General features: G+C 57.8%; 10 protein-coding genes. 7 read left to right on the forward strand and 3 right to left on the reverse strand.

Annotated elements, in window-relative coordinates; genetic code table 11:
• Positions 1-94: 94 nt before the first annotated feature.
• The 4 genes from DC28_RS05945 to DC28_RS05960 all read left to right on the forward strand — a co-directional run bounded on the left by DC28_RS05945 (position 95) and on the right by DC28_RS05960 (position 6,823).
• Positions 95-1,297, forward strand: a complete 1,203-nt coding sequence (locus tag DC28_RS05945) for an IS256 family transposase (RefSeq protein ID WP_037545877.1) — start codon at positions 95-97, stop codon at positions 1,295-1,297.
• 878 nt (positions 1,298-2,175) lie between these two features.
• Complete coding sequence (locus tag DC28_RS05950; protein ID WP_037546882.1) at positions 2,176-4,266, forward strand: methyl-accepting chemotaxis protein; 2,091 nt, start codon at positions 2,176-2,178, stop codon at positions 4,264-4,266.
• Positions 4,267-4,522: 256 nt separating this feature from the next.
• Complete coding sequence (locus DC28_RS05955) at positions 4,523-5,533, forward strand: ROK family protein (RefSeq protein WP_081942000.1); 1,011 nt, start codon at positions 4,523-4,525, stop codon at positions 5,531-5,533.
• 84 nt (positions 5,534-5,617) lie between these two features.
• Complete coding sequence (locus DC28_RS05960) at positions 5,618-6,823, forward strand: MFS transporter (protein ID WP_037546885.1); 1,206 nt, start codon at positions 5,618-5,620, stop codon at positions 6,821-6,823.
• Here the strand turns inward: DC28_RS05960 and DC28_RS05965 are convergent.
• Both DC28_RS05965 and chrA read right to left on the reverse strand, forming a co-directional pair.
• Entirely contained in the window at positions 6,820-7,164 is a 345-nt protein-coding gene (locus DC28_RS05965; RefSeq protein WP_156104597.1) for a hypothetical protein, read from the reverse strand. The genes DC28_RS05960 and DC28_RS05965 overlap by 4 nt on opposite strands.
• A gap of 12 nt (positions 7,165-7,176) precedes the next feature.
• Positions 7,177-8,409, reverse strand: a complete 1,233-nt coding sequence (gene chrA / locus DC28_RS05970) for a chromate efflux transporter (RefSeq protein ID WP_081942001.1) — start codon at positions 8,407-8,409, stop codon at positions 7,177-7,179.
• 65 nt (positions 8,410-8,474) lie between these two features.
• On the opposite strand from chrA, the gene DC28_RS16205 reads away from it, so the two are divergent.
• The 3 genes from DC28_RS16205 to arsB all read left to right on the forward strand — a co-directional run bounded on the left by DC28_RS16205 (position 8,475) and on the right by arsB (position 11,000).
• The gene (locus DC28_RS16205; RefSeq protein WP_081942021.1) at positions 8,475-9,356 is read left to right on the forward strand and encodes an arsenate reductase/protein-tyrosine-phosphatase family protein; all 882 of its coding nucleotides are present in this window, start codon (positions 8,475-8,477) and stop codon (positions 9,354-9,356) included.
• A gap of 94 nt (positions 9,357-9,450) precedes the next feature.
• Positions 9,451-9,909: an arsenate reductase ArsC gene (locus DC28_RS05980; protein ID WP_037546890.1), complete on the forward strand. Its 459-nt coding sequence runs from the start codon at positions 9,451-9,453 to the stop codon at positions 9,907-9,909.
• A 47-nt stretch (positions 9,910-9,956) separates the two neighbouring features.
• Positions 9,957-11,000: an ACR3 family arsenite efflux transporter gene (gene arsB / locus DC28_RS05985; RefSeq protein WP_037546891.1), complete on the forward strand. Its 1,044-nt coding sequence runs from the start codon at positions 9,957-9,959 to the stop codon at positions 10,998-11,000.
• A 494-nt stretch (positions 11,001-11,494) separates the two neighbouring features.
• Here the strand turns inward: arsB and DC28_RS05990 are convergent, their stop codons facing one another.
• Positions 11,495-12,970 (reverse strand): dihydrolipoyl dehydrogenase family protein, encoded by a 1,476-nt coding sequence (locus DC28_RS05990; RefSeq protein WP_037546893.1) that lies wholly within the window; start codon positions 12,968-12,970, stop codon positions 11,495-11,497.
• Position 12,971: the final 1 nt, after the last annotated feature.

The following is a 12,971-nucleotide window of genomic DNA, read 5'->3' on the forward strand; positions in this document are numbered from 1 at the left end:
GTTGGTGTACAATTCTTTCTGTAAATTAGGTTGAAGAAAGCAGGCCGATCAGGCTCAAATGGTAAGTGACGAAACAAACCATAAGGAGAGCCCGATGGCCTACCAATCAGAGTATACACTTTTAGAGCAAGTGATCCAAATGTTAGCCACCAAGGAAGACAGTAAATTTTCTAAGGTGATAGAAAAGGTAGTGAACGAAGCAATGAAACTTGAGCGAGCCAAAACCCTTCAGGCCGAACCCTATGAGCGGACCGAAGATCGAATGGGCTACGCCAACGGGTTTAAGAACAAAACCTTGGCTTTGGCTACCGGGAAGGTATTACTCAAGATACCTCAAGTCCGCGGACTGGAATTCTATCCCAGCTGTATCGAAAAGGGTATTCGGAGTGAACGAGCCTTAAAACTTGCGATAGCCGAGATGTACGTAAAAGGGGTCAGTACTAGACGGGTTTCAGATATCGTAGAAATCCTATGCGGCACCGAGGTGAGCTCCTCACAGGTAAGTCGATTGGCGAAGGAGCTGGATGAAGAGGCAACATCCTGGCGATCCTCGCCGGTAGGACAAATACAGTATCTCGTGCTCGACGCTACATATGAATCAGTGCGTGTAGGCTCGAAAGTGGTCAAACAGTCCCTACTGATGGCCATAGGCGTCGATTATGAAGGCAAACGTCAGATTTTGGGCACAGAAGTAGCCAATAGCGAAGCGGAGGTAAATTGGCGATCGTTTCTAGAAGGCCTGGTTCGTAGAGGGCTCCATGGTCTGACCATGATTACCAGTGATGACCATGCGGGTCTTCGAGCAGCTATCGATGCTGTGTTTCCTGGAATCTTGTGGCAACGGTGTCAATTTCACTTGCAGCAAAATGCTCGTGGTTACGTGACAAGGAAAGACGATGTCCCGGCGGTAGCGGCGGAAATCCGCAAGGTTTTCAATGCCCCAGATGAACAGAACGCCGAAAGGTACTTGCAGAGCCTGGTAGAAAAGTATGAGAAGACCCAGCCCCGTCTTGCCCAGTGGGCTGATGAAAATCTCCGGGAGGGATTAAGCGTATTTCATATCCCGGAAAACCACAGGAGGAAGTTACGAACCTCAAATTTGGCTGAACGTCAAATGAAAGAAATAAAAAGGCGAACAAAGGTCGTAGGCGTATTCCCTAATGCCGATAGTTTGCTTCGCCTTGCGGCGGCCATGCTGATCGAACAGAACGATCAATGGCAGAATGAAAAACGGTACTTACCCGAGTCTAATGATCGCCCTGCTTTTAAAGAAATTTACAGAAAAAAGGTTGCTTAATCTATAAATCCCGGAGGGGCTTTTTTACTTCCCAAGCAAAAGGAAGTATAGTCACCTTGGAATCACTGTTGAAATTGGCATAAAAATGCCTCCGGCCTTGGGCAAACGTATAATCCCAAAGCAGTACAACACCGTATCCACCAGGAGGCTTTAAGCTTCCCCCCCATCTCATGGTTCCTTATTGTTAGCCTGCTTCTCATAAGGTAACACCTCTGTAAAACTACTAAGAACCACTAGAAATGGACATTTGTCAATGTGGGTTTTACTAAAATCATAAGGATATAAAGAATCGCGAAAGGCATACTTTAAGAAACTCAAGCGAAAGTTGTTCTTACGGCCTGCAGGGATAAAAAGACCATGTATATCTCAAATTAGAACTGAACCGGTACTTTCGTTTTTCAACATGATGAGGTTCCAGCTGGCCCGGGACTATCAGGTCCCGATAAGAAACACCAATCATTACAGGCCCTGAAAAACCATCCCAGCGCTTACAACTTATAGCAAGATATAATCTTACTTCTATAAAAATGGGAGTCCAACACCCCCAATCACCGCAAGCTGTCCCTGTGAGGGGAGGAGTTGAAGACCTGGAATATGGAGTGGCGTAACCCCGGGGTGTACTTCGGAACCTAGGTGCCGTAGTACACTTCGGCGTGAGATGGGGATGTGCGCTGGATTGCTGGGGGCCCAAAGAGGTACAGGCTTTTGCGTGCTATGAAATTAATCCCTAATTGCACCAGGAAAATATAGTCGGTATGCTAAGGGATACCGAGTGCGCAAAAGAATGTGTACGCGCTGCTACTAGAAACCAATTTTGACCTCCGGTCTGTCCACCGTACCAATCCAGACAGGCCGGAACCCTATCACCGGAGGATCTCATGGGAATTCGCGCCCGCATCAGCCTTATCGCTGGAACCATCGCTGTACTTGTTCTCGGGGGGCTTATCAGCACCCTGACCCTTATGTCCCGCAGTCGCCTGTTAGAAACCGCCACCCACGATATACGCCAGACTGCCTCAGCAGCCGCAGGGGATATTGACCGGTGGGAAGAGGTCATTACCACGGCTGCCCGGACCATGACAGGGATTCCCGGGGTCAGGGCGATGGATGCCCAAGCCCACGGGCAAGCCTTTACCGGGGGGTTCCAGGCCTTGGACACCTACGCCTACACCCTGTACTCCATTGATGATCAGGGTTCGGTGTTCATTACCCAGGACGGTGAGCGGGGAAGCGGTTCCCGGGCGGACCGGGTGTATTTTACCGAGGCCATGCAGGGCCGGGCGGTGGCCCGACAGGTTCTCATGGGTCGCAGCCTTACACCCCCGGCACCGGCGGTTGCCTACGGCTTTCCCATCATGGCTCCGGGTGAGCAGAGTTTACGCCGGGGTGGTATTGCGGGAGTGCTTCTTGTTGCATCCCGGTTAACCGAGATGTCCCAGATTGTGGCGAATTATACCCTGGAGGGTGGGCAAACCTTTATTGTGAATGACCAGGGTTTGCTGATCGCCCATAGCGATTCCGGCGAATTATCCTCGGATGATCTGGTGGATTATTCCCAGCAGCCCGCCGTAGCCCGGTGGTTTGGGGATGATTCGGATGCCCAGGAGGTCTTCACCTATACCCGGGAGGGGCGGCGGATGATGAGCATCGCCCGCCGGGCGGAGAACGGCTGGTGGGTGTTCCTGGAGGCCGACGAGGAGTTCATAACGGGAGCTGCGGAGGAGATTACCCGGGTTGGCGTCTCCCTTGCCCTGGGGGGGATGGTACTATTAGTTGCGGTGTTGTACCTGGTTACCTGGTTCTCCCTGAAACCCCTGGGGGTTCTGCAGGCCCGGTTGGAGGAGTTTGCCGCCGGGGGAGGGGATTTACAGGCCCGGTTGGAGATTCAGCGCCGGGATGAGGTCGGCAGGGTGGCTGAGGCATTCAACCGCTTTGTAGCATCTCTTGGGGGATTGATCGCGGAGGCCAAGGGCTCCATCCGCGAGGCCGATTCCCAGCGTATCGAGGTGGGAGCCAGAGCGGCGGAGACCTCGGCAAGCTCCGAGGAGATTGCTGCCACGGTACGCTCGGTTCGTCAGCAGATAGAACAGTTGAGCGGTCAGGCATTAGAATCACACCAAACAGCCCAGGAGATAGCCCGGGAGGGGGAGGAGCTTTCCGGCCGGGTCAGCGATCAGGCCTCGGCAGTGGAGCAGTCCTCCGCCTCGGTGGAAGAGATGATAGCATCCATTCAGAGTGTCACTCGTACAACCCAGGAGAAGGCTCAGGCCCTGGAGACCCTCCAGGGAACCACTGCCCAGGGGCGGGGCGAGATTCAGGCTACCACCGAGAAGGTGGATGAGCTGACCGGGGCTATTGAGCAGCTCCAGGATGCGATTTTGGTGATAAACAACATCGCCTCCCAGACCAATATTCTGTCCATGAACGCGGCCATTGAGGCGGCCCACGCCGGGGAGAGCGGGAAGGGGTTCGCGGTAGTGGCTGAGGAGATCCGGGCGCTGGCGGAATCAGCCGCGGAGAATGCCAAGGAGATTGAGGCGAGCCTCCGGAAAAATTCCCAGGATATTCAGAGTTTGAAGGTGTTCACCGACAGCGTGGATGCGTTCTACGGTGATATTGAGACCCAAATTACCCAGGTTCATCAGGCCTTTGATGAGATTGCCCGGGCCATGGAGGAACTGTCTACGGGTGCCCAGGAAATCGGTAGGGCTGTGGTGAGTCTCCGGGAGACAACCTCGGCGGTGGAGGCCAGTTCGGACCGGATTACCCGGGGCGGAACCCGGATCGCAGAATCCGCCGGCCGGACCAACCAGGTTTCATCCCAGGTGCTGGACAGCATGAGCGAGATCGATCTGGGAACCTCGGAAATCTCCACAGCCATGCAGAACCTGAACGCCTCGGTGGTTACCCTGTCGGAGCATATTGCCCGGGTAGCCCAGCTCATGGAAACCTTCCGTACCTCGGTGTAACCCGGGGTACACGAGGAACTACGAGAACTCCGGACGGTCGGAGGGTTCGGGGCACTTCGGGAATTCCGGGCGCCCTGTGTCGAACCGACCGCTCCGGGGAGGACCGGGGACTCGGGGTGCTCCAAGCAGGTCGCATCCGGTACTGCACCCGCTGGGTTCTCCCCCGGTGGGCCAAGCCCGGCGCTGTCTAGTGTATACCGGAATTGCCTAACCCCCTGGCTTGACAACTTATTAAAGTACATTTATAAAGTGTCTTATGAAGTTCCAGGAAGTTCACGGATCAAATGCTCGGACCATGAAGGATCGCAATACCCGGGTTGTGTTAGAGGCCTTGCGGGCCCGGAAGATGGGTACCGTCCGGTTTTTAGCAGAGCAGACCGGTCTTAGCGCGGTAACCGTGGGAAGCATAATCCAGGAGCTCATCCATGAGGGGAGGGTGCTTCCCGGAGAGTTGGCTCCCTCGGAGGGAGGGAGGCCGGCCCAGCAGTTCATCTTTAATGGCCATTTTCAGCACGGCCTGGCGGTGTTCTCCCGGGAGCTCGGGGGCGTGGATACCCTGTGTTTCCGGGTGGTGGATCTTCTGGGCGGCGTGGTCGGCCGCTGGGATGTGCCCCTGGGGCAGATAACCCCGGAAAATCTGGAAGAGCAGGTGGCTATCATTCTCGATGAGGATCCGTCCATCGGGGCTCTGGGCTTCGGGGTTCCTGGCATTGAGCTGGGGGGTACCATCGTCGCCCTGGATTATCCGGCTTTTCGGGGAGTTAACCTGGTTGAGCGGCTGACCGGCAGGTTCGCCAGGCCCGTGCGGGTGGAGAACGACGTAAATGCCGCTGCTCTCGGCCGGGGAATCCAGGCTGACGCCCGGCATTCCGAGGTCTGCATCTACTTTCCCCGGAAGTATCCCCCGGGGGCGGGTATTCGTGTGGACGGACGGCTCATCAAGGGGGCACGCCATTTTGCCGGTGAGGTAGCATGGTTACCCCTGGGGATCGCGTGGGGGCCGGAATTGGCGGATTCCCGGGATGATTTTATTGCTGCTGCGGCCCGGGTGGTGGTAAGTCTGGTCGCGGTGGTGGATCCCCAGAGCGTGGTGCTCTACGGGGAATTTCTGACCCCGGATTACCGGGAGGGAATCATTGCACGGTGCAGGAAGCTCCTACCCCGGGACATGGAGCTGCCGGAGATCCTGTGTCCCGGAGATTTCAGCGGAGATTTTGAGCAGGGGCTCATCGGAATCACCCTAGAACTATTAGACAACCCCAAGTAGGTTCCCGGAAGCCCGTCTCATCGTCCGGGGAATCCCGGGGGTGGATGAGAAACCAAGGGCGCCCCGGAATATGAAGGAGAGGATATGGCAACGCTGCTTCTTGTTTTGATTTACGTTTCGTTCATTAGTCTCGGGTTACCCGATGCATTGCTGGGGGCCGCTTGGCCGGTCATGCAGCCCGAGTTCGGGGTCCCCTACGGATTGGCAGGACTGGCCCAGATTATCATTTCCGGGGGAACCATTGTGTCCAGCATGGTGTCCGGGGCGGTTTTGAAGCGCTTCGGAATCGGAAAGGTAACGGCGGTGAGTGTCGGTATGACGGCCCTGGCGCTGCTGGGATTCTCCATCGCCCCGTCCTTTTGGTGGCTCTTGGCCGCCGCCTTACCCCTGGGACTCGGTGCGGGTTCGGTGGACGCGGGGCTGAACTCCTTCGTTGCAAGCCATTACGAATCCAGGCACATGAGCTGGCTCCATAGTTTCTGGGGGGTCGGCGCCCTGGGCGGTCCTCTGGTACTCTCAGCCCTGTTGTACCAGGGCTTTCCCTGGCGAACCGGATACGCCTCGGTGGGGGTGTTCCAGGTGGTGCTGGTGGTAGTTCTCATCGCTGCCATTCCCCTGTGGTCCCGGGTGCGGGTGCGCGCCGGAGCCGAGGGCGGGGGTCATGATCATGAGCATATTCCCCTCTTTGCGGCCCTGAAGATACGGGGGGTGGGCTTTGCGATGCTCACCTTCCTGGTGTACTGCGGCATTGAGGCGAGCATGGGGCTCTGGGGCGGGTCGTATCTCTTCAAGTCCCGGGGGCTGGATCCCGCCCAAGCAGCAACCTGGGTGTCCCTGTTCTACGCCAGCATTACTGCGGGCAGATTTCTTACGGGATTTCTGACCTACCGGCTTTCCAACCGGGCAATGATCCGCGGCGGGGCTGTTCTTGTGTTGTTTGGGGTGATTTTAATGCTTCTGCCTCTTTCCCTGCCGGGTGCGCTTACGGGCTTTCTCCTCATTGGACTCGGCTGTGCTCCCATATTCCCCTGCATGCTGCATGAAACGCCGGTTCGCTTCGGGGCTAAACATTCCCAGGCCATCATGGGCTTTCAGATGGCCCTGGCCTATGTGGGTTCCACCGTCCTGCCCCCCCTGTTCGGCCTAGCCGCAGGAGAAAGCCGATTCTGGCTGCTACCGGTTTTTGCCCTGGGGTACATTCTCGTTCTCTTGGCGAGCACGGTGGTTCTGGATCGGCAAACCGTGCAGAATCCCCAGGTCCAGGACGCGGTGGTAACTGAATCCCCCTAGAGACCCGAGGGATTCGGCGGGCCTTCTATCAGCTCGGTGAATTCGAAGTAGAGCAGACCTTGGTCGCTTACCTCGGTTTTTACCCGTAGGCCGTCGCTTACCGAGAGCAGAAGGGCCTCTGCATCCCCAGGGCTCATACCCAGATCAGCAGCTGCCTGGCTGACCGTGAGCCGGCCCCGGTGTTCCCGGGCCACCCGGAAGATCCTGGCTTGGAGGTCCCCTTGTGTTAGCCGGGGAGCATCCTTCCTCCGCCTACGGCGGATATACAGCGCCAATCCTATTCCGCCTGCGGCAAGGAGAGCCAGGGGAAAAAACATAGAGACAAGGGAAAATCCCATCATATGCATCATAGGTTATTGTACCATAATCCCGGCGATGATACTCCCCATGACCAGAAGAGGGGGTGGCAGCCGGGTGAAGAGCAGTAATCCCGTGCTCAGAGCGGTCACTCCCAGGGGCAGGGGGGAGATGCCCTGGGCTGCTAACAGAACCACGGTTGCTGAGGCAACCAGGCCTCCTGCTGCAGCCTTAATGCCTTCCAAGGCCCGCTGGATCACGGGTTGGCTGCGGAACCGCTGCCAGAGGGGGTAGATAAAAAACAGCAGGAGGAGCCCCGGCAGGAAAATCCCCACAGCCCCAATCAGACCGCCACCGACCTGCCCCAAGGTCCCCAGGGGTCTGGCAGCCATCCCTCCGGCGTAGGCCGCAAAGCTGAACATGGGCCCGGGAAGGCCCTGTACCAATCCAAAACCGGACAGAAACTCCTGATTCGTCATATACCCTCTACCATCCACCAATTCGCTCTGCATCAAGGGCACCACAACCTGGCCCCCGCCGATTACCAGGTATCCGTAGCGGTAGAAGCTCTCGAAGAGCTGCACTAGAGGCTGGTGCAGGAGGGCGGCCAGGCTAATGCCTGCCAGGGCTATACCGGCGAAGGCCGCCAGGTAACCCCAGGGCGCCTTGACCGGGCTGCTAGGGCTGTTCCGGGTGAGGGGATTCTTTCGAGGGCGGAGGATTCCGATGCCCCCGGCAGCCAGGAGTACCAGGGGAAACACCCAGGGCTGACGGTAGAAGACGGTAACCCCTGCCGAAACAGCAAAAATGACCACATCCCCCGGGGTTTTAAGCACCTTGCCGGTAATCCGCACACCCGCGAACACCACGAACCCGACGGCCATGGGAGCCAAAAACCGCGTTACGTCCTGGATAAAACCCAGGCGAGCCAGGTAGGTATAGAGAAAACTGGCCAGGGTCATAAGAATGACCGCCGGCAGGGCCCAGACCAGCATGGTTAATCCGGCTAACCGGGGACCGCCCAGCTTATGCCCGAGAGCAACAATGGTTTGGGTGCTGCTGGGGCCGGGCAGCATGGTGCAAAGGGCATTGAGCTCCAGAAGCTCGTCTTCGGTGCAGTAGCCGCGTTTTTCCACCAGCTGCCGGAGAAAGACCCCCAGGTGGCTCTCCGGGCCGCCGTAGGCGCCCAGGGAGCATAGTAATACATCCTTGAGAAATGCCCGGGTCGAAGCAGGCGGTTCCGGAGGGGATTTGGCGGGCAGTGGTTCGGGCTGGCGTGGATTATTCATGAGCGAAAATCTAATATATTCGCTTCTGGCTTGCAAGGCTTTAACGTATGCAGTATTATGCAAGTATGCAATCGTTAGTGACCATCCACAAGGCCCTCGCGGATGAAACCCGGTGGCGGCTGTTCCGGCTTTTGGTTCTGGCAGGACGCTTTGTCTGTGAGTGTGAGCTCGTGGATGCCCTGCGTAAACCACAGTACACCGTGAGCCGGGCAAGTTCGGTATTGCGGGCTGCCGGCCTGGCGGAGGAGTCCCGGCGGGGAAAGCTGGTATTTCTCCGGGCTGGGGATACTCCGGCGGTACAGCAACTCGGAGCCTGGGTTATAAGCGCCAGCTCCCAGCCCGATCCCGGGAGCGCGGGGGAGAATCCGGATGGTTCCCAACCCCCGGGCCGGGCAGACTGGTTCTATGATTGGGAGCGGTTGAGATGGCGGTTTGTTCTCCGGGATCGGGAACAAATTCAGGTGACCTACCCCAACCAAGAGGGCAGGGATGATCCCAGGAGGAAGGTGCTCCTGGTATGCGTGCATAATTCGGCCCGCAGCCAGATGGCCGAGGAGTATTTCAGGAGCCTGGGGGGTGATTTGTTTTTGCCCGTCAGCGCAGGACTGACTCCCGGGAATCTGAATCCCTATGTTGTGCAGGCCATGAAGGAAGACGGGATTGATATCTCCAAAAAACCGACCAGGGCGGTGGCGGATATCTACCGCCGGGGTTACACCTACGACTATGTGATAACGGTGTGTAGCCGGGAGGCGGAACGGGGATGCCCGGTTTTTCCCGGCCCGGTCCGCCGGTTGAATTGGCCCTTCCCGGATCCTGCTGCCTTTACCGGCACGGAGACCCAGATACTGAACCGGGTGCGGGAGCTGCGGGATGCCATAAAAGAGCGTATCAGCAGGTTTGTAGAAGAGATTCGTCAGGGGCACGAGGATGTACCCTGTGATTAGTGCATGAGCGGGTCTTGTTATTCCCGTGCTGTGCCTTAATCCGAGGTAGGTTCCATCAGCTGCTCATGAAAACTATCATAAGGAAGGGAGGATCATGGAAGGAAAATCGAAAACGCGAGTTCTGGTAATTTGTATTCATAATTCAAGCAGGAGCCAGATGGCTGAGGAGTATCTAAAACGCTTCGGGGGCGATCTATTCGAGGTGGAGAGCGCCGGGATAGAGCCGGGGAATCTGAATCCGGTGGTGGTGGAGCTGCTGGGGGAAGAGGGTATTGATATCCAGGGGAAGCAGACCCGGAGTGTTTTTGATCTGCATCAGGCGGGGCGGAGCTTCGATTATGTTATTGCGGTGTGCGATCCCGAGGCGAAGGAGGCCTGTCCCATCTTTCCTGCGGAGAAGAAGCGGCTACACTGGCCCTTTCCGGACCCCTCGGCGGTTCAGGGCAGCTTGGAGGAAAAGCTGATTCAGGTGCGTCCTATCCGGGATCTCATTCGGGCGAAGGTAGAGGGATTTGTGGAGGGCTGGCGAACCGGTTCGGCAGGCTGTTGTTGAGGCGCCGGGCATTAGAATCACCATAAAAAAAGAAAGGAATAACTAGTATGGGCTTTTTTGATAAATTTCTAAGTCTCTGGGTTGCCCTCTGCATCGCCCTGGGGGTGCTGATTGGTATCTTGCTTCCCGGGGTGCCGGGGTTTCTGGGTGGATTGGAATACGCGGGGGTTAATATTCCTATTGCGGTGCTCATCTGGCTGATGATTCTGCCCATGATGATGAAGATTGATTTTTCCAGTCTCCGAAATGTGGGGCGCAAACCCAAGGGGCTGGTGGTGACCCTGGTGATGAACTGGTTGATCAAACCTTTTACCATGTACGGCCTGAGTTATCTCTTTTTTAGGGTGATTTTCCGCGCCTTCCTGCCCCCGGAGCTTGCCAACGAGTACCTTGCCGGGGCCGTGCTGTTGGGGGCCGCACCCTGTACTGCCATGGTGTTTGTCTGGAGCGCTCTGACCAAGGGGGACAGCGCCTACACCCTGGTGCAGGTGGCAATTAACGATCTGATTCTGATTGTGGCTTATGCACCGATTGTTATGTTTCTGTTGTCCCTGGGCTCGGTGCCGGTTCCCGCGGATACGGTGCTGTTTTCGGTGGTAGTGTTTGTGGTGCTTCCTTTGGCTGCAGGCTGGCTGTTCCGCTGGGCCACGGTGCGCCGCCGGGGGCTTGAGTGGTTCACCGGGGTGCTTCTGCCCAAAGTTTCGGTGGTTACCCCTGTGGGGCTGTTGTTAACCCTGGTGATGATTTTCAGTCTCCAGGGACAGACCCTGGTGGATAATCTCCTGCATATTTTGTTGATCGCCCTGCCCCTGGTAATTCAGACCTTCCTCATTTTCGGTCTTGCCTACCTGTGGGCCAGGGTTTGGAAGATTCCCCACTGCATCAGCGCACCCGCGGGGATGATCGGAGCAAGTAATTTCTTCGAACTGGCAGTGGCTGTGGCTGTGGCGGTGTTTGGGGTCAATTCGGGGGCCGCCCTTGCCACGGTGGTGGGCGTTTTGGTGGAGGTGCCGGTGATGCTCGCCCTGGTTCGTTTTGCAAACCGAACCCGGTCGTGGTGGCCCGAGGGGCTCCGGGAGGGGGCCCAGTGAGGCTCGATTGGGCCCAGTAGGCCCGAGGGAGCTAAATAGGCCTCCAGGGGCCCAGTGAGGTCCGAGGGGGCCCCAGTGAGGCCCGAGGGGGCCCCAGTGGGCTTCTGCTCCCGGTGCGGCTTGGGGTCATAGGTGATTGTCATATCTCAAGCCCACCAGACCCCTTGTTCATCCGGGAGCACCATCCGCCGGGAACCCAATTGACAGATGCTGTATTCCCGGGGATGTCGATCCTAACCCGCAACATCCTCAAACGGCACCGGATGGAGGGGCAACGTCGGGAAACCAGCGTCGAAGAACCAGCGTCGAAGAACCAGCGTCGGGAAACCAGCGTCGGGAAACCAGCGTCGAAGAACCAGCGTCGAAGAACCAGCGTCGAAGAACCAGCGTCGAGGAATCAGTGTCGAGGAACCGCTGATGGGCCTTGCTGCCATCGTTTGCCCACGACGTCCTGCATGGATGGCGGTTGCGCCCCGGAGTTGAATGGCCTGAAATCAGAACATGTACTTTATCTCATCGCTGAAGGTCGGGTATGCCCGGGGAAGGTTTTTTAGGGTCTGGGCAGGCATGTCGGCGGTCATGGCCAGGGCGATGAGGTTGATGGAATCCGGACTTGCGTGGCCCAGGATGTGGGCGCCGAGGATTCTTCCGGTGGCGGTATGGACGATGGTTTTGTAGTAGCCGTGGGTCTGGCCGATGCGTTTGTTGCTTACCCACCGTGCCATGCTTCCTTGACGGACGGTAATGGCGTCCTTTTCCTGGGGGTCGGGCTTCCCGGAGCCGTCGGGAGATTGAGCGGCCCCGGGCCGGGGTGCGTGACCGGAGGCAGGGGAGCCGAAGCGTTGTTCGGCTTGGTGCTGGGTCAGCCCCACACTCGAAAGGGGCGGGTGGGTAAAGACCGTGGTGGGGATAATCTGGTAGTCCAGGGCTTCCGGGGCAGACGCGCCGGTTTCGCGGTAGATGATGTGGGCAGCGGCGGTTCTGGCCTGAAGGTCTGCCAGGGGGGCGAGCATGGGGGCCGGGGCGGCGCAGTCGCCCAGGGCGTAGACATCCGGGTTGCTCGGGGATTGGCAGAAGCCGTTGACGGGAATTCCCTGGTTTTCCGGGGTTATTCCGGCTGCTTCCAGGCCGAGATTCTGAACCCGGGGGATCCGGCCGGGGGCGTTCAGGACGGTTTGGGCGGTATGGGTCTGGTTCTGGGAGTCGGTTATCTCCAGACCACGGGCGGTTTTTTTAACGGCTGTTACTGCCCGTCCCAAGAGGATTCTGATGCCCTGATCCCGGGTAGCGGCCATGAGGGCCTGGGCCAGGTCGGTGTCGAACTGGGGAAGGGGGGTGTCCAGGGGATCAAGCATGGTTACCCGGCAGCCCTGGGCTGCCATGATCTGGGCGAATTCCAGGGCGATATACCCCGCCCCGATGGTGAGCATGGACTCGGGTGGTGTGGCAAGGTTGAGGAAGTCTTCGCTGTCTATGGTGTGTTCTATCCCCGGGATGGGCAGGATCCGGGGATCGGCCCCGGTGGCGGCGATGATGTATTTGGCGTTTAGGGATTGTTTTTTTGCGGTGCGGGATTCCTGGTTCGCCCGGGGATGCTCCGAGGGGCCGAGCTCCAGAGTGGAGGGGCCGGTAAACCGGGCTGCAGCCTGAAAACAGGTGATGCCGGCCTTTTCCATGATGTGGCGGGTTTTTCCCGGGACATTCCCGGTGAAGGCCTGTTTCGCGGTCATGAGAGCATCCCAGTCCGATGCAGGGGGCGTTGAAATCCCCAGGGAAACCAGATCCCGGGAAGCGGCAAGGACATCACGCTGCTCCACCAAAAACTTCTTCGGCTGACACCCCCGCATGGCGCAGGTGCCTCCGAAGTCCCGTTCATCCACCATGGCTACTGAGAGTCCCGCTTCAACCAGGGGCATAGCAGCGCTCTGACCGGCTGTGCCCGAACCGATAATGATTACATCAAAAGTCATA

It is taken from the genome of Spirochaeta lutea, from assembly GCF_000758165.1.
Lineage (GTDB): Bacteria > Spirochaetota > Spirochaetia > DSM-27196 > Salinispiraceae > Spirochaeta_D > Spirochaeta_D lutea.

Bases quoted from the DNA above. Each gene is read 5' to 3' on its own strand.
- DC28_RS16205 (WP_081942021.1), top strand. From the start codon at position 8,475: ATGCAATCGTTAGTGACCATCCACAAGGCCCTCGCGGATGAAACCCGG.
- DC28_RS05980 (WP_037546890.1), top strand. From the start codon at position 9,451: ATGGAAGGAAAATCGAAAACGCGAGTTCTGGTAATTTGTATTCATAAT.
- DC28_RS05945 (WP_037545877.1), top strand. From the start codon at position 95: ATGGCCTACCAATCAGAGTATACACTTTTAGAGCAAGTGATCCAAATG.
- DC28_RS05965 (WP_156104597.1), bottom strand. From the start codon at position 7,164: ATGATGGGATTTTCCCTTGTCTCTATGTTTTTTCCCCTGGCTCTCCTT.
- arsB (WP_037546891.1), top strand. From the start codon at position 9,957: ATGGGCTTTTTTGATAAATTTCTAAGTCTCTGGGTTGCCCTCTGCATC.
- DC28_RS05990 (WP_037546893.1), bottom strand. From the start codon at position 12,970: ATGACTTTTGATGTAATCATTATCGGTTCGGGCACAGCCGGTCAGAGC.
- DC28_RS05960 (WP_037546885.1), top strand. From the start codon at position 5,618: ATGGCAACGCTGCTTCTTGTTTTGATTTACGTTTCGTTCATTAGTCTC.
- DC28_RS05955 (WP_081942000.1), top strand. From the start codon at position 4,523: ATGAAGTTCCAGGAAGTTCACGGATCAAATGCTCGGACCATGAAGGAT.
- DC28_RS05950 (WP_037546882.1), top strand. From the start codon at position 2,176: ATGGGAATTCGCGCCCGCATCAGCCTTATCGCTGGAACCATCGCTGTA.
- chrA (WP_081942001.1), bottom strand. From the start codon at position 8,409: ATGAATAATCCACGCCAGCCCGAACCACTGCCCGCCAAATCCCCTCCG.